The sequence below is a fragment of the Bradyrhizobium sp. P5_C12 genome (genome assembly GCF_054049735.1).
On record NZ_JBFULU010000011.1, the window covers coordinates 116,274 to 133,974 of the forward strand.

Consider the following 17,701-nt stretch of genomic DNA (forward strand, 5'->3'; position numbering starts at 1 on the left):
GAGCGATAACAAAGTCCAGCCTTACTCGGAGGAACGTCTGAATGCTTGGTCTGATGCAAGATTGGCCCCTGCTCTGCCACCGGATCATCGAACACGCCGCCAGGATTCATGGCAAGCAGGAGGTCGTCACGCGATCGGTCGAGGGACCGATCCACCGCACCACCTATGGCGAAATCCACAAGCGCGCGCTCAAGGTCTCGCAGATGCTGGAGCGCGACGGCATCAAGCTCGGCGACCGCGTCGCGACGATCGCCTGGAACACCTGGCGCCATCTCGAGGTCTGGTACGGCATCATGGGCATCGGCGCCATCTGCCATACCGTCAATCCCCGCCTTTTCCCCGAGCAGATCGCCTGGATCATCAACCATGCGCAGGACCGCATCGTGATGACCGACCTCACCTTCATCCCGGTCCTGGAGAAGATCGCCGACAAGCTGCCAAGCGTGGAACGCTACGTCGTGCTCACCGACAAGGCGCATTTGCCCGAGACCACGCTGAAGAATGTCGTGGCCTATGAGGATTGGATCGCAGAGGCCGACGGCAAATTCAAATGGAAGGACTTTGACGAGAACACGGCAGCCGCGATGTGCTACACCTCCGGCACCACCGGCGACCCAAAGGGCGTGCTGTATTCGCATCGCTCCAACGTGCTGCACGCGCTGATGGCCAACAATGTCGACGCGCTCGGCACCAGCGCCTCCGAGACGATGCTGCCGGTGGTGCCGCTGTTCCACGCCAACAGCTGGGGCATCGCCTTCTCCGCGCCCTCACAGGGCACCAAGCTGGTGATGCCCGGCGCCAAGCTCGACGGCGCCTCGGTCTACGAGCTGCTCTCGACCGAGAAGGTGACGCATACCGCGGGCGTGCCGACGGTGTGGCTGATGCTGCTCCAGCACATGACCGCCAACAATCTGAAGCTGCCACATCTGAAGATGGTGATCTGCGGCGGCTCGGCGATGCCGCGCTCGATGATCAAGGCGTTCCTCGACATGGGCGCGAACGTTCGCCACGCCTGGGGCATGACCGAGATGAGCCCGATCGGCAGCGTCGCGGCGCTGAAGCCGCCGTTCGCCGATGCCACCGGCGAGGCGCGGCTCGACGTGCTCCAGATGCAGGGTTATGCGCCGTTCGCCGTCGAGATGAAGATCACCGACGATGCCGGCAAGGAACTGCCCTGGGACGGCAAGACCTTCGGCCGCCTCAAGGTCTCCGGCCCCGCCGTCGCCAAGGCCTATTACCGCGTCGACGCCAACATCCTCGACGAGGACGGCTTCTTCGACACCGGCGATGTCTCGACCATCGACGAGGCCGGCTACATGCGGATCACCGACCGCTCCAAGGATGTAATCAAGTCCGGCGGCGAATGGATCTCCTCGATCGACCTGGAGAACCTCGCGGTCGGCCACCCGGCCGTGGCGGAAGCCGCCGTGATCGGCGTCTTCCATCCCAAATGGGACGAGCGCCCGCTCCTGATCGTGCAGCTCAAGCAGGGCCAGCAGGCCACGCGTGAGGACATCCTGAATTTCATGGACGGCAAGATCGCCAAATGGTGGATGCCGGACGACGTCGCTTTCGTCGACGGCATCCCGCACACCGCCACCGGCAAGATCCTGAAGACAGCGCTGCGCGACCAGTTCAAGGACTACCGCTTCCCGAACGCGGCGGCGTAGGACTTACACGTCATTCCGGGGCGATGCCAACGGCATCGAACTATGGTTCGCAATTGCGAACCTGAGAATCTCGAGATTCCGGGTTCGCCCTTCGGGCGCCCCGGAATGACGGGCAGTAGCAACCCGGACTCCCTTGAATTTGCCGCCGGGGCGTGGTCTCAACGCCTTCATTGTCGCGCCAAATCGGCCGGCGCCGCCCCCAAACCCCGACAGAGCTCACCCGATGGCCCGCAGGTTTTCCGCCCCCTATCAGTCGGAGCCCGTGTCCAGCCTCGCAAGCTGGGCGCGCAATCTGGCCGTGTTCGCGGTGGTGGCGGTGCTGGTGTCGATCGCCATCGTTCGCTTCGGCTTCCTGGAGATGAAGCCGGCGCTCGCGACCTTCCTCGGCGGGCTCGCGATCGCCGCGCTCTCGATCCTGTTCGGGCTCGCGGGCTTTGCCGCGATCTGGCAGAACGGCTCGCGCGGCATGTCCCGCATCCTGCTCGCCTTCCTGATCGACGGCGCGATCCTGGCCTACCCCGCCTATCTCGGCCTGCAATACCGCAAGCTGCCGGCGATCCACGACATCACCACCGACCCGATCGACCCGCCGCGGTTCGATGCGCTGGCGCGCCTGCGCACCGGCGACGGCGCCAACCCGGCGGTCTATGCCGGGCTCTATTCGGCCGAGCAGCAGCGCCATTTCTATCCGGACATCGAGCCGATCGAGCTCGAAATCTCCGTCGACCGCGCCTATGCGATCGCGCTCCAACTCGTCAACAAGCGCAAATGGCTCGTGATCGACGAGCGCGCGCCGCAGCCGCCGCGCCGCATCGGACGCATCGAGGCGGTGGCACGCTCGCCGATCATGGGTTTTCGCGAGGACATCTCGATCCGGGTTGCACCTGACGGCGACGATTCCCGCGTCGATATCCGCTCCGCCTCGCGCTATTTCGAGAGCGACCTCGGCAGCAACGCCGCGCGCGTCACCAAGTTCATCGACGATCTCAACACCGCCGCCGATGCCGACGCGCTGAAGCCGGTGAAGAAGACGCCGGTGGCGCCGCCCAAGGCGCCGGCGAAGACGGTGAAGAAGTAGCGCCACTGTCATTCCGGGTGCGCGCGTCAGCGCGAGCCCGGAATCCATCGGGCCGCAGAGTTGGTGGATGAATGGATTCCGGGCTCGATGCTTCGCATCGCCCCGGAATGACGGGTGGGGCTAAGCGCCCGCCATCCGGTACGTCCCCGTAATCACGGGATCGCCATCGGTCGCCACCACGCCGCGCGCGACCAGATCCTCCAGATGCGCCAGCACGGAATAGCCGGCCGCGGTGGTCAGCCTGGGATCGATGCCGATATAGATCGCCCGCACCATGGTCGGGATGTCGGCGTCACCCTTGGCGAGGCGGTGCAGGATCGAGGCCTCGCGCGCCTTGCGGTGGCGGATCAGGAAGCGCACGAAGCGCGGGCCGTCCGGGATCTCGGGGCCGTGGCCGGAGAAATACAGGTCCTCCTCGCGCGCGGCGAGGCGGTCGAGCGACTCCATGTAATCGATCATCGAGCCGTCGGGCGGGGCCACGATCGAGGTCGACCAGCCCATCACGTGATCGCCGACGAAGTTGAACTTCCGCTCGGGCCAGGCAAAGGCGAGGTGGTTGGCGGTGTGGCCGGGCGTCGCCACCGCTTCGAGCCGCCAGCCGGCGCCCTCGATGACGTCGCCATGGGCGATCCTGAGATCCGGCGCGAAATCGCGATCGGCGCCGGACTCCGGATTGTGCTTCTCGCTCTCGAAGCGCGGCCGCGAAGCGCGGTGCGGACCCTCGGCATAGACGGTCGCGCCGGTTGCCTGCTTGATGCGCGCGGTGTTGGGGGAGTGGTCGCGGTGGGTGTGGGTGACGAGGATATGCGTCACGGTCTCGCCGCGCACGGCATCGAGCAGCGCGGCGGCGTGCGCCTCATTGTCCGGACCGGGATCGATGATGGCGACGTTGCCCTGGCCTATGATGTAGCTGACCGTGCCGGTGAAGGTGAAGGGGCTCGGATTGTCGCAGAGCACGCGCCGCACGCCGGGCCGGACTTCCTCGACGATGCCGGCTTTGAGCGGAAAGTTGCGGTTGAACGGGACGTCGTCGTTGTCGGACATGGGACTTCCTGTGCACTGCCGCCCCACCTCTCGCCGTCATACCCCGCGAAAGCAGGGTATCCAGTACGCCGCGGCGTCTGAGGCGAAGGCGAGGTCTCTGGGATACTGGATCGCCCGCCCCAGTGCGCAATTGCGCACAAGGCGGGCGATGACAGCTGAGCAATCAGAAAAACGCCTGAATGCCCGTGATCGCGCGTCCCAGGATCAGGGCGTGGACGTCGTGGGTGCCCTCGTAGGTGTTGACGGTCTCGAGGTTATGGACGTGGCGCATCACGTGATACTCGATCGAGATGCCGTTGCCGCCGTGCATGTCGCGCGCGACGCGGGCGATGTCGAGCGCCTTGCCGCAATTGTTGCGCTTGACGATCGAGATCATCTCGGGGGCGAACTTGCCCTCGTCCATCAGGCGGCCGACGCGCAGAGAGGCCTGAAGGCCGAGCGCGATCTCGGTCTCCATGTCGGCGAGCTTCTTCTGCACCAGCTGGGTCGCGGCGAGCGGCTTGCCGAACTGCTTGCGGTCGAGCGTGTACTGGCGGGCGCGGTGCATGCAGTCCTCGGCGGCGCCAAGCGCGCCCCAGGAGATGCCGTAGCGGGCGCGGTTGAGGCAGCCGAACGGACCCTTCAGGCCGGAGACGTTGGGCAAGAGCGCATCCTCCGGAACCACGACGCCGTCCATCACGACCTCGCCGGTGATCGAGGCGCGCAAGGACAGCTTGCCGCCGATCTTCGGCGCGGACAGGCCCTTCATGCCCTTTTCCAGCACGAAGCCGCGGATCTGGTTGTCGTGCTCGGCCGACTTGGCCCAGACCACGAACACGTCGGCGATCGGCGCGTTCGAGATCCACATCTTGCTGCCGGTCAGGCGGTAGCCGTCCGAAACCTTCTCGGCGCGGGTCTTCATCCCGGCCGGATCGGAGCCGGCATCGGGCTCGGTCAGGCCGAAGCAGCCGACCCACTCGCCGCTGGCGAGCTTCGGCAGGTACTTCTTGCGCTGGTTCTCGTCGCCATAGGCGTAGATCGGATACATCACCAGCGAGGACTGCACCGAGTTCATCGAACGGTAGCCGGAATCGACCCGCTCGATCTCGCGTGCGACCAGGCCATAGGCGACATAGCCCGCATTGGCGCAGCCATATTCCTCCGGCAACGTGATGCCGATCAGGCCGAGCTCGCCCATCTCGTTGAAGATCTCGCGGTCGGTCGTCTCTTCGAGATAGGCCTTGGAGACGCGCGGCAGCAGCTTGTCCTGGGCATAGGCGCGCGCGGTGTCGCGTACCATGCGTTCGTCTTCGGTGAGCTGCTCATCGAGCAGGAACGGATCGTCCCACTGGAAGGAAGCCGCAGCCGGCTTGTCCTTGGTCTGAGGGCGCACGCTCATGAAACGTCCTTTCGCGTCTGGTTCCGTCAACAATTGCCCGACAAAGTAAAGTGCCGCGGCAACAAGTGCAATTGCATCCTGGTTTCGGTCATTCCGGGGCGATGCGACGGGACCACGCCGGCGTGGCCCGGAGCATCGAATCCTGTACGCCTCGACAACATCGCCATTCCGGGTCTGGCGCCTTCAGCGCCGGTCCCGGAATGACCGCGTCAGATTTCGAGCTGCTCGTTGGCGACGATCTCGATGCCGAAGCCCGACAATCCCTTGTAGTCGTGCACCGAGGAGGTGAGATGCCGGATCGAGGTCACGCCGAGATCGCGCAGGATCTGCGCGCCGACGCCGACTTCGCGCCACTGGCGGTTGCGGTCGGCCTCCGTCGACGTCTCATCCGGCAGCGGCGCCACGGGAACACCGGCCGCGCCGTCGCGCAGGTAAACCAGCACGCCACGGCCGGACTTCTTGAAGTGCTCGAGGACGGCCGCCATGCGCTTGTGGCCGGTAAAGGTGTCCTTGACGATGTTCGGCTTGTGGAAGCGCGTCAGCACGTTCTTGCCGTCGCCGACGCCGTTATAGACGAAGGCGACGTGGGCGATGGAATCGAACGGCGAGCGGTAGGCATAGCCCTGCAAGGGCCCGATCGGGCTCTCGGTGACGAAGGTCGAGACCCGCTCGATCAGTTTCTCGCGCGCCTGGCGGTAGGCGATCATGTCGGCGATGGTAACATGCTTCAGCTTGTGCTGGGCGGCGAAGCGGGCGACCTGCTCGCCCTTCATCACGCTGCCGTCGTCGTTCATCAATTCGCTGATGACGCCGACCGGCGGCAATCCTGAGAGCTTGCAGAGATCGACCGCGGCCTCGGTGTGGCCGGAGCGCAGGAGCACGCCGCCGTCCTTGGCGATCAGCGGGAAGATGTGACCGGGCCGGGCGAAGTCGCTGGCGCCGGCATTGGGATTGGAGAGAGCGCGGCAGCAGGAGGCGCGCTCTTCGGCCGAGATGCCGGTGCCGCCGTCGGGCTTGTAGTCGATCGAGACCGTGAAGGCGGTGGTGTGGGCGGAGTCGTTATGGGCGACCATCGGGTCGAGCCGCAGCCGGCGTGCGTCCTCGGTGGTGATCGGCGCGCAGACAATGCCGGAGGTGTGGCGGATGATGAACGCCATCTTCTCGGCCGTGCAGAACGAGGCCGCGACGATCAGATCACCCTCGCCCTCGCGGTCCTCGTCATCGGTCACGACAACGAGCTCGCCTCTGGCAAAGGCCTGCAAGACTTCCTGAACGCTATCGGGCATTTCCCAATCTCTATCGGTTATGGCCCGGAGGCTTAGCCGGACTTGGGGCTCGGCGCTAGTGTCCTGAACGCAACCACATATGCCCGGAGGCTGCCTCCCGGCGGGCATTCGGGCTTGCACCGAAGATACCAGCGATATAGGCGCGGATGCTTCAGACGGAAGGCGCCCGGACGCCGTCAGGGCAGCACTTCGCGCCGCTCGCTCAACCGCTGATCGAGTTCGGCGCGCTTGTCGGCCAATAGCCCGGCCTGGGCGGCTTCGATCACCGTGAACAGCTCATGGGCGTCGCTGAGCCGGGTCACGGTGACGTAGCTGGCGCCGGCCTCATAGAGCTCGCCGACATCGGAGAGGAGGTCGGCGGTCGCCACGATCAGGGCGGTCGGATTGAGGGTGCGGACGTGGCGAACCAGCTTCTCGTTGCTGGCGCCCTTCAACAGCGCATCCGGCACGCTGAGGATGATCATCTCGGACTTGCCTACGCCGGCATGGAGCAGCGTGTCGGCGCTGCTGATGTCGCCATAGATCACGTGCAGGCCGCGCGACAGCAACGTCTGGTACACATTGGGGTTGAAGTCGATCACGGTGATCTGCTCCAGCAGCACCGGGGCCTGCCGTTCGATCTCGGCGAGCAGTGCGCTCGCCGCACGGAAAAAGCCGAGGATGACGATACGACGGGCCTCGCCATGGCCGCCCTCATGCCCCTCCTCGGCATGGCCGTTGCCATGGTCGAGGTCGCGCAGGCCGATCTTCTTCAGGGGACCGATCGCCCAGCGCGTGATCCCGTCGCTGCGGGTCATCACGAAGGTCGAGAGCACGGCCAGCACCACGAAGGCGAAGGAGGCCGCATTCGCCGTCTCGGCTGCGATGTGGTGATCGGCGACGCCGGTCTGAATCACCACCAGCGAGAACTCGGAGATCTGCGCCAGGTTGATCGCCGGCAACAGGCTGGCGCGCAGGCCCTGCTTCATCAGATAGAGCGGGGCGAAGGTGGTGACGAGGCGGCTCACCACCGTGAAGGCCGCGATCATCAAGGCGAGACCAATGACGGAGAGGCCGGGCACCGGAATGGTCATGCCGAGCGCCACGAAGAACAGCGTGATGAAGAAGTCACGAAGCGTGGTGACCTTGGCCGTGACGTCGAGCGCATAGGGGAAGGTCGAGAGCGAGACGCCGGCGATCAGCGCCCCCATCTCGCGCGACAGCGAGAGCTGCTCGGCGGTCTCGGCGACCAGGAAGCACCACGCGAGCGCGCCGAGCAGGATCAGTTCGGGACGGCGGGCGATCTGGTGAAACAGGCGCGGCAGCACATAGCGGCTGACCAGCAGCGCGGCCGCGACCAGTACCGCGACGCGGCCGATCGAGAGCAGGATGACGCTGACTTGCAGGTTGGCGAGGCTGGGCTGCACCGCCAGGAACAGGATGGCGAAGATATCCTGGAGCACCAATACGCCGAGCGTGACGCGGCCGGGCAGCGTGTCGAGCTCGCGCTTCTCGTAGAGCACCTTGACGATGATGACGGTGCTGGAGAGCGCGCAGGCGACACAGAGGTAGAGCGCGTCGAAATGCCCGCCGCCGAACGACAGGCCGATTGCGGCGAAGAACAGGATGCCGAGCAGACAGCCGCCGAGCAGCTGGCCGCCGGCCGCGAACAGGATCACCTTTCCCGCCCGCACGATCTTCTTCAGGTCGATCTCCAGCCCGATCATGAACAGCATGAAGATCAGGCCGAGCTCGGAGATGACGCTGATCGATTCCTGCGACTTGACCCAGCCAGCGCCGAATGGACCAATGCAGAAGCCGGCGATAAGATAGGCCAGGATCAGCGGCTGCCGGGAGAAATGGGCGAGCAGGCCCAGCATCCAGGCAAACAGGATACAGAGAGTGATGTCGCGAATGAGTTCGTGCATGGCAGATCGGTCCGTTTTGCCGCACCCTAGAGACGGGTTGCGGCGCGGCAAGCGAGCAATTCGTCACATGCGGATGGGGCTTGCCGCTGCAATGCTGCTATGCCCGCTCACCCTTGCCGCGCCCGCAGCCGCCCAATCCAAGGTCAATATCGAGCAAAGCTTTGCCGATTCGCTCACCGCGCTGCCGAAGGAGGACCTCGGCGTTTCCGGCGGCTTCTACGTGCCGGCCTATTCCAGCGTCGCAATGAGCCAGGGCAAGCTGCGTGTCGACTTCTCGGTGACGTTGAGCGTGCACAACGCCTCCGAGACCCAGCCGCTTGTCGTCAAACGCATCGCCTATTTCGACACCACGGGCAAGCAGGTCGAGAGCTATCTGAAAGCCCCCGTCGCGCTGAAGCCGCTGGCCACCGTCTCCGTCTTCATTCCGACCGACGACGTGCGCGGCGGGACCGGGGCCAATTTCATCGTTGACTGGGCTGCGACCGGCGAGATCGCCGAGCCCGCGGTCGAAGCCTTGATGGTTGGCGGCGTCGCCAATGCGCATTACGCTTTCATCAGCCAGGGCCGTCCGACCCGGACGGCCGGCAAGAAGTAAGACCGCCCGACCCGGACGGTCGGCAAGCAATCAGGCAGGCCGGCGCAATGCCGGCCGCTCAACAAGAAGAGACACGAGGAACGCCCCATGACGTCCAGCTTCGATTTCGCGCCCCTGTTTCCCGCAGGGCTGCCGGCCCCCTCTGCGCGCTGGACGGGACTCGCCAAATACAGCTTCGTCGGCGGCAACAACGACTCCGAGCAGGTCCCCCTTGACGACCTGATCAAGGCCGCCAACCTCGCCCTGCAACGCGAAGGACGCTCGCTCGCAACTTATGGCCTGGCGCACGGCCCCCAAGGCTACCTGCCCCTGCGCGAATTCCTTGTGACGAAACTCAAGCGCGACGCCGGCATCAACTGCACGGTCGACGATCTCCTGATCGTGTCCGGCTCGTTGCAGGCGCTCGACCTCGTCAACAGCACGCTGCTGGCGCGCGGCGATACCGTGATTGTCGAGCAGGAGAGCTACCAGGGCTCGCTGACCCGCCTGACGCGGCTCGGCGTCAACGTGGTCGGCATTCCCCTCGACAAGGATGGCATGCGCATGGACGTGCTGGCCACGACGCTGGCCGATCTCAAGAGCCGCGGCATCCGGCCGAAATACATCTACACCATTCCGACCGTGCAGAACCCGACCGGCAGCATCATGCCGGAGAGCCGGCGCGCTGAATTGCTGCGATTGTCGGCCGAATACGGCGTGCCGATCTTCGAGGACGATTGCTATGCCGATCTGGTCTGGTCGGGACAACGGCCGCCGGCGATCCATGCGATGAGCCCGAACGGCGGCGTGATCCATATCGGGTCGTTCTCCAAGTCGATCGCACCGGCGCTGCGCGTCGGCTTCGTCGTGGCGCCCTGGGATGTGATGTCGCGGATGCTGGCGCTGAAGACGGATGCGGGCTCGGGCGCGCTGGAGCAGATGGTGCTCGCCGCCTATTGCCGGCCGCATTTCGCAACCCACGTGCCGGCGCTGACGAAGACGCTGCGCACCAAGCTCGATACGCTGATGGAAGCCCTGAACGAGCAGTTCGGGACCGCTGCCGAGTTCGAGGAGCCCAAAGGCGGCATCTTCCTGTGGGTGAAGCTGCCCGACCAGGTCGATACGCTGAAACTGTACCAGGCCGCGCTCGCCGCCGGCGTCTCGATCAATCCGGGGCCGGAATGGTCGACCAGCAAGAGCCATTCGAGCTCACGCCTCAGGCTGTGCTTCGCAAGCCCGACGCATCAGCAGATTCGCGAGGGCGTCGCCGTGCTGGCCGAAATCTGCCGCAAGGAGTTCGGCGTGCCGGCCCGCAGCGCCAATGTGGAGAAGGCGCGGGCGTGATAGTTTATTGTTTGAGCATGATCTTTTCGGAAAACCGCTGCGCACTTTTCCGGATCATGCTCTCAGGCCGCGTGTGGCTGGCTGCCGTGAATGGCGGAGGCCAGCCGCAGCAGCAGGACGATCGAGACGTTGCCCTTGCCGGCCTCGATCTGGGCGATATAGCGCTCGGAAATGCCGGATCGGCGGGCAAGCTCCCGTCGCGACAGCTCGCAGCGCGCGCGCGAGGACCGCAGCCGGTCGCCCAGCTCAGCCAGGAACGCGGTCTCGGAGTAAGGCGGCACGGCGCAGCTCCCCGGCAGCACTTCGCCCGCAAAATCCACGACTTGATTCAGCATTGGTCCATCCACCTTCGCCTTCCGGAAATGCCATCCTACCGGGGAAACGGCCGGCCTCATTGATGCGGATCAAATTGACGCGCGTTGGTGGACGAGCGCCACGGGGATGCTAGAGTCCCGGCTCGATCGAGGCAGGGTTTTTCCGGGACATGACGCGTTGTTTGAGCCGCTGGACCGCGGCCGGACTGCTCTGGGCTGCATTGACGTCCTCAGCGGCCGCGGAGCCTCTGGCGATGACGGTCGAGCAATGGGGCCTGCTCGGGTCGTGGGCCGTCGATTGCGCGCTGCGGCCCGACCGCGACAAGGGGGCGGTGCTCACCTACGAGGTCAGGGCGGACGGCCGGGTGATGTACCGGCGCAATTTCGGCGACGCCAGGGACGAGAGCGAGGTCGTGTCCGCGACGGTCAACGCCGAAGGCCTGCTCAATGTGATGGTGTACTTCCCGTCGCTGCATCAGACGCGCGAATTCGGATTGTTGCTGCAGAAGGACGGCGGCCTTCGCGCGATCTACAATCGCAGCGAGCGCGGCGAGTACACGATCAGGGACGGCAAATACGTCAAGACAGGCGAAGCCACACCCGCACAGCGCCGCTGCGATTAAGGCTCATTCTTGAGCATGATCTCCGCGCAAACGCGTTCCGCGTTTGTCGCGAGGGAAAGCCGCTGCGCACTTGGCGCTAACGCGGCCGTTCGGATCCGGATCATGCTCACCTGAACATCCATTCAGAATTCTCCTGTAGTTCCTCCGGAACGTTCGCGCACACGCGCCGTTCTCATCTGCATTGAATTGGAGGAGGACATCATGAAGAAGCTTGGTTATGTGGTTGCGGCGCTCGGCGCACTCGCCATCGTAGCACCGACGATGGCGAGTGCGGAGACGGTGGTGATCAGGGGCGGCCATCATCACGACGGCCCGTACGGCGCCCGCGCCGAATACGGCATGCATCGTGACTACGGCATGCATCGTGACCACGGCTGGCATCGCGGCTGGCGTCACCATGGCGACAGGGTCGTGGTGATCAAGCGCAGCCATCGCCACTGGGACTAACGCGCAACGCAACATTGAAATGGCCCCTCACGGGGCCATTTCTTTGCGTTCGAAATCCGTCGGCAGGACTAGTCCCACGCCGGCGCGAAGCCCGGATTGACACAGCGCCGGTCCTTCGGCAGCGCGGCGATCTTCTCGCGGTCGGCATCATCGAGCGTGATCTTCAGCGCGTCGAGATTGGCCTGCTGGCTCTCGCGCCGCGAAGCCTTCGGGATCGCGGCGACGCCGTCCTGGTCGAGCAGCCATTTCAACGCCACTTGCGCCGCGGTCGCATTGTGCCTGGCGCCGATCTCAGCGAGCACCGGGTCCGATGCGACACGCCCCTGCGCCAGCGGGCAATAGGCGACCAGCGGAATCGACTTGGCGGCGAGATAGGCCAGCACCTTCGATTGATCGAGCATCGCGTGATATTCGACCTGGTTGCAGGCGATCGGCGCCTTGATGTCCTCGACCACGGTCTTGAGCAGCGCGGTGGTGAAGTTGGCGACGCCAATCGCCCGCGTGCGCCCCTCCTGCTTCAGCTTCATCAAGGTCTCGAACACGGCGCCCCAGTTCGCAGCCTTCGATGGCCAGTGCACGAGATAGAGATCGACATGGTCGAGCCTGAGCTTTGTCAGGCTGGCGTCGAAGGCGCGGCGGATCGCGTCCGGGGCGAGGTTCTCGTGCCAGACTTTTGTCGTGACATGCAGCTCGCTCCGCGGCACGCCGGCGGCGGCAAGCGCCGCGCCGATCGGCTCCTCGTTGGCATACATCTCGGCGGTGTCGATGTGGCGATAGCCGATCGACAGCGCGCTCTCGACTGCGGCGCGGCAGGCATCGCCCTGCATGCGGAAGGTGCCAAGGCCGAGCTTGGGCATGCTGATGCCCTGCGTCTTCAGATTGTCCATAAAACAGGCTCCTAAGATATTTCAGCCGCCGGATGCGCGCGGCAATGCCGCGTGGGCAGACTCTTGGGTGATGGAAAAGAGGTGGCGGGAGTGAGCACTATAGCGCGGAAGGCGCGGGGCAGCCAATCAAGATCGGGTTAACGTTGTGGCGCACGACGCCTCGCCAACGTCATGGCCGGGCTTGTCCCGGCCATCCACGCCTTACCGCACGAAGAACGTGGATGCCCGGGACATCAGCGCGAAGACGCGCTTCGCGCTTTTGCCCGGGCATGACGACTGGGGCGCAGAGCTGGCTCTCTCACGAGTGCTGCGCCACCAGGGCCGGGCGCGGCTGCGGCTGCGGCACGATATCGACCGACCAGAGGTCGCGGTTGTCGACGTCCTTCAGGGTCACGGTCATGACGCCGCTGCGGCCGTCGATGTCGACGCGGCCGAAGAACTGCAAGCCGAAACAGGGCGCGAGGTTCTCGCCCTGCGCTGCGCTGCAGCCGTTCTGGTACATCGCGACCGGGCCAAAGGTGTTGTCGAGCTCGCCCGGGCCCCAGGTGCCGGCATGCAGGGGACCGGAGACGAACTCCCAGAACGGCTCAAAGTCCTGGAATTGCGCCTTGCTCGGATCGTAGTAGTGCGCAGCGGTGTAGTGCATGTCGGCGGTGAGCCAGACAATGTTGCGGACGCCGGTGCGCTTGATGGAGGCAAGGAGATCGGCGATCTCATGCTCGCGCCGGTCCGGCGGGCCATCACCGAGCGCGACCGCGTCGAGACTGATCAGGCCGATCGGCAGGTCGGCCGCGATCACCTTCCAGGTCGCGCGCGAAGCGGCCAGCTCCCGCTTCAGCCAGGCGAGTTGCTCGGCGCCCAGGATCCAGCCACGGTGGTCGTCGCCCTTGTTCCAGCTGTCATCGCGAAAGCTGCGCATGTCGATCATGAAGACGTCGAGCAGCGGGCCGTAAGCGATCTTGCGATAGACCCGCCCCTGCCGCGCACCGATGTCACGGATCGGCATGAAGTCGAAGAAGGCGCGGCGGGCGCGCGCGACCAGGCGCGGGGTGCCGTCGTCCTCATAGCCGGCGTCGTCATAGCTGCCGGTCGGCGACCAGTCGTTGGTGACCTCGTGATCGTCCCATTGCGCAAACATCGGCACCTGCGCGTGGAAGGCACGAAAGTTTTCGTCGAGATGGTTGTATTTGTAGTTGCCGCGGAACTGCGCCAGCGAGTGCGCGACCACGGACTTTTCCTCGGTCACCAGATTGCGCCAGGTCTCGCCGTTCGGCAGCTGCTGCTCCGAAGGGATCGTGCAGTCGGCATAGATGTGATCGCCGGAATGGATGAAGAAATCCGGACGGTTGTCGAGCATGGTGCGATAGCTGCGGTAGCCGCCGCGCGAGACGTCGATGCCCCAGCCCTGCCCTGCGGTGTCGCCGGACCAGAGAAACGAGATCGATTCCCCGGCGGCCGGCGCGGTGCGGAAATGACCAACGCGGCTTTCGCCGGCGATGCCGGTCGCGATGTCGTCGAAGCGGACGCGATAGAAGATGTCCTGCCCGGGCGGCAGATCGTTCAGCAGCAGCTTTGAGGTGAAATCAGCGTCCGGCAGCGCATCGCTGGATGCTGACGCAATGATCGTCTTAAAACTCTCGACGGTCGAGCATTCGACCTGCATGCGCGCCGCCCGGTCGGCACGGGCCCAGATCACGGCGGAGCCGTCCGAGACATCGCCGGACTGGATGCCGCCCGCGATCAGCGGGCGGTCGGCGGCGCGGCTGATGTGCGGCTTTGCAAGCGTGCCGAGTGAGGCCACGGCGAGAGAGGACGTGGAGCGGACCAGGAATTGCCGCCGGGTCCATGCGCGCGGGGCGCGGAGCGTTGCCATTCAGGAAACCTTCGTCGAATCGCGACGGAAGGTGCCTGCGCCGTTTGACTCCCGGCTTACGGTTTCTTGACTCCGGGCCTACGGTTTTACGACGGGCGGATGACGGTGAAGGTGCGCTCCCTCTCCCCGTTCTTACGGGGCCGCGACGAGCTTCGCTCGCGCTGAGAGGGTTGGGGTGAGGGGCTGCTTCTGCGATCGCGGTGAGAGAAGGACTCGCGGAGAGTCCTCCCTCACCCGGAATTCGCGCTACGCACATTCCGGCCTCTCCCCGCACGCGGGGAGAGGCGAAGAGGCAGTGGCTCGCCTCAACGCTGCCAGTTGCAGATGCCGCCGGAGCGGCAGGGCCAGGTCTGGATACGCGTATCCCTCGCCTGGGCGTCCAGCGGATTGCCATGACGATGCGCGAGCTTCGCGCGGGCCGCGCCGCGCGGCTGCGCCGGCTTGGCGTGCGCGACCTTCGGCTCCGACACATGCACGCGTTCGACGGCAACCTTTTTCGGCACGTCGACCGGCTCGGCGCGTGCCTGGGCCTCGTTGCCGCCGCGCGCCTCGAGCGCGACAGGGGCAAAGTGCGTTTCGGGCCCGAGCCGCTTCGGCGACAGCACCGCCTTGGAGAGATCGAGACCGAGATACTCATCGGGCTTGTAGTCGTCAGCGCGCGCGACGCCGCCCCATGCGAGCATGAAGGCAACGGCAACAGCAAAATGAACGCTCTTCAGGACCACGGACGCCTCCTGAAATTGATTATGAAAGAGGTAATTTACCCTTATTTAGGAGGCGTCGCGCGCAATTCCAGCGGGCAACTGCCGCCGTGGTTAAGAAGTTTGACGGTGTCAGGCGACCTTTCTCGCCGCACCCGTTCCATCCAGGAACCCCATCAAGCGGCTGCGAATGATCTGTTCCGCCTCGCCCATGATGCGATCGACGAGTTCCTTGCAGGACGGGATGTCGCGGATGAGACCTGCGACCATGCCGCAGCTCCAGGCACCGGCATCCATCTGCCCCTCCAGCATGATTCTGGGATAGACGCCTGCGACCTGGTCGTGGATGTCGTCGATCTTCAGCTTGTCGCCCTTCTCGTGCTCGATCTCGAGCAGGCGGTCGACATTGGCATTCTTCAACACGCGCTCGGTGTTGCGCAAGCTCCGCATGATCAGGCGGGTGTCGAGCTCGGTCGCTGCGACCAGCGCATTCTTCACGTTCTGATGCACCGGCGCTTCCTTGGTCGCGATGAAGCGCGTGCCCATGTTCATGCCGGCCGCGCCGAGCGACAGCGCTGCGACGAGGCTGCGCCCGTCGGCCATGCCGCCGGAGGCGACGAACGGGACCTTCAACTCTTCCGCCGCGCGGGGCAGCAGGATCATGTTGGGGATGTCGTCCTCACCGGGATGGCCGCCGCACTCAAAGCCATCGACGCTGACGGCGTCGCAGCCGATGCGCTCGGCCTTGAGCGAATGGCGCACCGAGGTGCATTTGTGGATCACCTTGATGCCGGCGGCCTTCAATGCCGGCATATAGGCTTCCGGGCTGCGGCCTGCGGTCTCCACGGACTTGACGCCGCCCTCGACGATCGCGGCGATGTATTCCGGATAAGGCGGCGCGGAGAAGGCCGGCAGGAAGGTGAGGTTCACACCGAACGGCTTGTCGGTCATGTCGCGGCAGCGCGCGATTTCCTTGGCGAGCAGCTCCGGCGTCTTCTGCGTGAGGCCGGTGATGATGCCGAGCCCGCCAGCATTGGAGACGGCAGCGGCAAGCTCGGCAAAGCCGACGAAATGCATGCCGCCCTGGATGATCGGGTGCTCGATGCCGAACAGTTCGGTGATCGCGGTCTTCACGTAGGGGCCTCCCGGATTTCAGTTGTGTTTGGGTCAGTCTAGCCGGACACTTGCGCTGCGGTCACCATTTCTCTCCGAACGGCCTGATCTCCATCTCGAACGTCCAGGCGCTCTTCGGCTGCTGATAGAGCTGCCAATAGGAGTCGGCCACGGCCGATGGCGGCATCAGCAGATCGGGATTGTCGAGCGCGTTCGGCCCGAGCGCCTCGAGCCGGCGCTGCCGCACCCATTCGGTGTCGACGCCGGAATCGATGATGAGATGGGCGACGTGGATGTTCTTCGGCCCGAGCTCGCGCGCCATCGCCTGCGCCACCGCACGCAGTCCGAACTTTGCACTGGCAAAGGCGGCAAAGCCGCTGCCGCCGCGCAAGGACGCGGTCGCACCGGTGAAGAAGATCTTGCCGCCGCCGCGCTCCAGCATCAGCCGCGCCGCTTCGCGGCCTGCGAGGAAGCCGGAATAGCAGGCCATCTCCCATACTTTTCGAAACACGCGCTCGGTGGTGTCGAGGATCGGGAAGTTGACGTTGGCGCCGACGTTGAAGATGCAGACTTCCAGCGGTGCGTGCTTGTCGGCGTCGTCGAGGAAGGCGATGACCTCCTCCTCCTTTCGCGCATCCAGCGAGCGGGCGTGGATCTCGCCGCCGGCGGCCTCGATATCCTTCACCAGCGGCGCGAGCTTGTCGCCATTCCGGCGGCCGGCGAAGATCGAAAAACCTTCGGCGGCAAATTTCTTGGCGATCTCGGAGCCGATGAAATCGCCGGCCCCGATGACGGCGGCTGTCGCGTTTCGCTTGGGCAAGGTCGCCTCCTCCGGTGAGAGCGTATGATTGGGCCGGAGGCTATAGTTCTAAAATAGAACTGTCAAACTACGTGACCGGATGCTAGGTATTGCGGTGAATTTCGTTGATCATTCAAGTCAGTTCCTTTTTCTGACTGAGACATCTCGGCCCGGAGACCGCATCATGAAATGGGACACGCTGGACGAAGAGCCCTGCTCGCTCTCCCGCACCGTCGCCGTGGTCGGCGACCGCTGGACGCTTCTGATCCTGCGCGAATGCTTCTTGCGGGTGCGCCGGTTCGAGGGCTTCCAGTCCTCGCTCCAGATCACGCGGCACCTGCTCTCCGAGCGGCTGAAGAAGCTGGTCCGTTTCGGCATCCTGCGCCGCGTCCCCTATTCCGAGGCGCCGAAGCGTTACGAATACATCCTGACGCAGAAGGGGCTCGACCTCTACCCGATCATCATGGCGATGGTGCATTGGGGCGACACCCACATGGGCGACGAGCGCGGCCGCCCGCTGCTGCACGAGCACAAGAGCTGCGGCAAGGTGTTCGACCCGGTGATGGTGTGCTCCGAATGCGGCGAGCCGCTGCAGGCCAAGCAGGTGCATGTGCATGCGGGGCCGGGGCGGAGGGAGATGGCCGGATGAGATCCCCAGTGTCG

General features: G+C 65.0%; 17 protein-coding genes. 7 read left to right on the forward strand and 10 right to left on the reverse strand.

Annotated features, from left to right (window positions below; genetic code table 11):
• Nucleotides 1-41: 41 nt before the first annotated feature.
• Together ACXJMY_RS13135 and ACXJMY_RS13140 are read left to right on the forward strand one after the other, a co-directional pair.
• Nucleotides 42-1,670 (forward strand): fatty-acid--CoA ligase, encoded by a 1,629-nt coding sequence (locus ACXJMY_RS13135; RefSeq protein WP_456619761.1) that lies wholly within the window; start codon nucleotides 42-44, stop codon nucleotides 1,668-1,670.
• Between the two features lie 223 nt (nucleotides 1,671-1,893).
• Entirely contained in the window at nucleotides 1,894-2,748 is an 855-nt protein-coding gene (locus ACXJMY_RS13140; RefSeq protein ID WP_456619762.1) for a DUF1499 domain-containing protein, read from the forward strand.
• Between the two features lie 120 nt (nucleotides 2,749-2,868).
• Here the strand turns inward: ACXJMY_RS13140 and ACXJMY_RS13145 are convergent, their stop codons facing one another.
• The 4 genes from ACXJMY_RS13145 to ACXJMY_RS13160 all read right to left on the reverse strand — a co-directional run bounded on the left by ACXJMY_RS13145 (nucleotide 2,869) and on the right by ACXJMY_RS13160 (nucleotide 8,363).
• Nucleotides 2,869-3,792 carry an MBL fold metallo-hydrolase gene (locus ACXJMY_RS13145; protein ID WP_456619763.1) on the reverse strand — a complete coding sequence of 308 codons (924 nt, stop codon included), beginning with the start codon at nucleotides 3,790-3,792 and terminating at the stop codon, nucleotides 2,869-2,871.
• A 163-nt stretch (nucleotides 3,793-3,955) separates the two neighbouring features.
• Nucleotides 3,956-5,170 carry an acyl-CoA dehydrogenase gene (locus tag ACXJMY_RS13150; protein WP_456619764.1) on the reverse strand — a complete coding sequence of 405 codons (1,215 nt, stop codon included), beginning with the start codon at nucleotides 5,168-5,170 and terminating at the stop codon, nucleotides 3,956-3,958.
• A 209-nt stretch (nucleotides 5,171-5,379) separates the two neighbouring features.
• Entirely contained in the window at nucleotides 5,380-6,456 is a 1,077-nt protein-coding gene (ribB, locus tag ACXJMY_RS13155) for a 3,4-dihydroxy-2-butanone-4-phosphate synthase (protein WP_456619765.1), read from the reverse strand.
• A gap of 176 nt (nucleotides 6,457-6,632) precedes the next feature.
• Entirely contained in the window at nucleotides 6,633-8,363 is a 1,731-nt protein-coding gene (locus tag ACXJMY_RS13160) for a cation:proton antiporter domain-containing protein (RefSeq protein ID WP_456619766.1), read from the reverse strand.
• A gap of 67 nt (nucleotides 8,364-8,430) precedes the next feature.
• On the opposite strand from ACXJMY_RS13160, the gene ACXJMY_RS13165 reads away from it, so the two are divergent.
• Together ACXJMY_RS13165 and ACXJMY_RS13170 are read left to right on the forward strand one after the other, a co-directional pair.
• Nucleotides 8,431-8,958, forward strand: coding sequence for a DUF3124 domain-containing protein (locus tag ACXJMY_RS13165; protein ID WP_456619767.1), 528 nt, complete (start codon nucleotides 8,431-8,433; stop codon nucleotides 8,956-8,958).
• An 87-nt stretch (nucleotides 8,959-9,045) separates the two neighbouring features.
• A complete protein-coding gene (locus tag ACXJMY_RS13170) occupies nucleotides 9,046-10,281 on the forward strand; it encodes an aminotransferase-like domain-containing protein (protein ID WP_456619768.1) in 1,236 nt (411 codons plus the stop codon).
• A gap of 62 nt (nucleotides 10,282-10,343) precedes the next feature.
• Here the strand turns inward: ACXJMY_RS13170 and ACXJMY_RS13175 are convergent, their stop codons facing one another.
• Nucleotides 10,344-10,616, reverse strand: a complete 273-nt coding sequence (locus ACXJMY_RS13175) for a helix-turn-helix domain-containing protein (RefSeq protein ID WP_456619769.1) — start codon at nucleotides 10,614-10,616, stop codon at nucleotides 10,344-10,346.
• Between the two features lie 149 nt (nucleotides 10,617-10,765).
• On the opposite strand from ACXJMY_RS13175, the gene ACXJMY_RS13180 reads away from it, so the two are divergent.
• Both ACXJMY_RS13180 and ACXJMY_RS13185 read left to right on the forward strand, forming a co-directional pair.
• Nucleotides 10,766-11,218 (forward strand): hypothetical protein, encoded by a 453-nt coding sequence (locus ACXJMY_RS13180; protein ID WP_456619770.1) that lies wholly within the window; start codon nucleotides 10,766-10,768, stop codon nucleotides 11,216-11,218.
• A gap of 201 nt (nucleotides 11,219-11,419) precedes the next feature.
• On the forward strand, nucleotides 11,420-11,665 hold the full coding sequence (locus tag ACXJMY_RS13185) for a hypothetical protein (RefSeq protein WP_456619771.1): 246 nt from the start codon (nucleotides 11,420-11,422) through the stop codon (nucleotides 11,663-11,665).
• Nucleotides 11,666-11,733: 68 nt separating this feature from the next.
• Here the strand turns inward: ACXJMY_RS13185 and ACXJMY_RS13190 are convergent, their stop codons facing one another.
• The 5 genes from ACXJMY_RS13190 to ACXJMY_RS13210 form a co-directional block, all read right to left on the reverse strand.
• Complete coding sequence (locus ACXJMY_RS13190) at nucleotides 11,734-12,552, reverse strand: aldo/keto reductase (protein WP_456619772.1); 819 nt, start codon at nucleotides 12,550-12,552, stop codon at nucleotides 11,734-11,736.
• 298 nt (nucleotides 12,553-12,850) lie between these two features.
• Complete coding sequence (locus tag ACXJMY_RS13195) at nucleotides 12,851-14,425, reverse strand: alkaline phosphatase D family protein (RefSeq protein WP_456619773.1); 1,575 nt, start codon at nucleotides 14,423-14,425, stop codon at nucleotides 12,851-12,853.
• A 305-nt stretch (nucleotides 14,426-14,730) separates the two neighbouring features.
• A complete protein-coding gene (locus ACXJMY_RS13200; protein ID WP_456619774.1) occupies nucleotides 14,731-15,150 on the reverse strand; it encodes a hypothetical protein in 420 nt (139 codons plus the stop codon).
• Between the two features lie 108 nt (nucleotides 15,151-15,258).
• Complete coding sequence (locus ACXJMY_RS13205) at nucleotides 15,259-16,260, reverse strand: NAD(P)H-dependent flavin oxidoreductase (protein WP_456619775.1); 1,002 nt, start codon at nucleotides 16,258-16,260, stop codon at nucleotides 15,259-15,261.
• Nucleotides 16,261-16,321: 61 nt separating this feature from the next.
• Nucleotides 16,322-17,059, reverse strand: coding sequence for an SDR family oxidoreductase (locus tag ACXJMY_RS13210; RefSeq protein WP_456619776.1), 738 nt, complete (start codon nucleotides 17,057-17,059; stop codon nucleotides 16,322-16,324).
• Between the two features lie 163 nt (nucleotides 17,060-17,222).
• On the opposite strand from ACXJMY_RS13210, the gene ACXJMY_RS13215 reads away from it, so the two are divergent.
• Entirely contained in the window at nucleotides 17,223-17,687 is a 465-nt protein-coding gene (locus tag ACXJMY_RS13215) for a winged helix-turn-helix transcriptional regulator (protein WP_456619777.1), read from the forward strand.
• Nucleotides 17,688-17,701 lie beyond the last annotated feature (14 nt).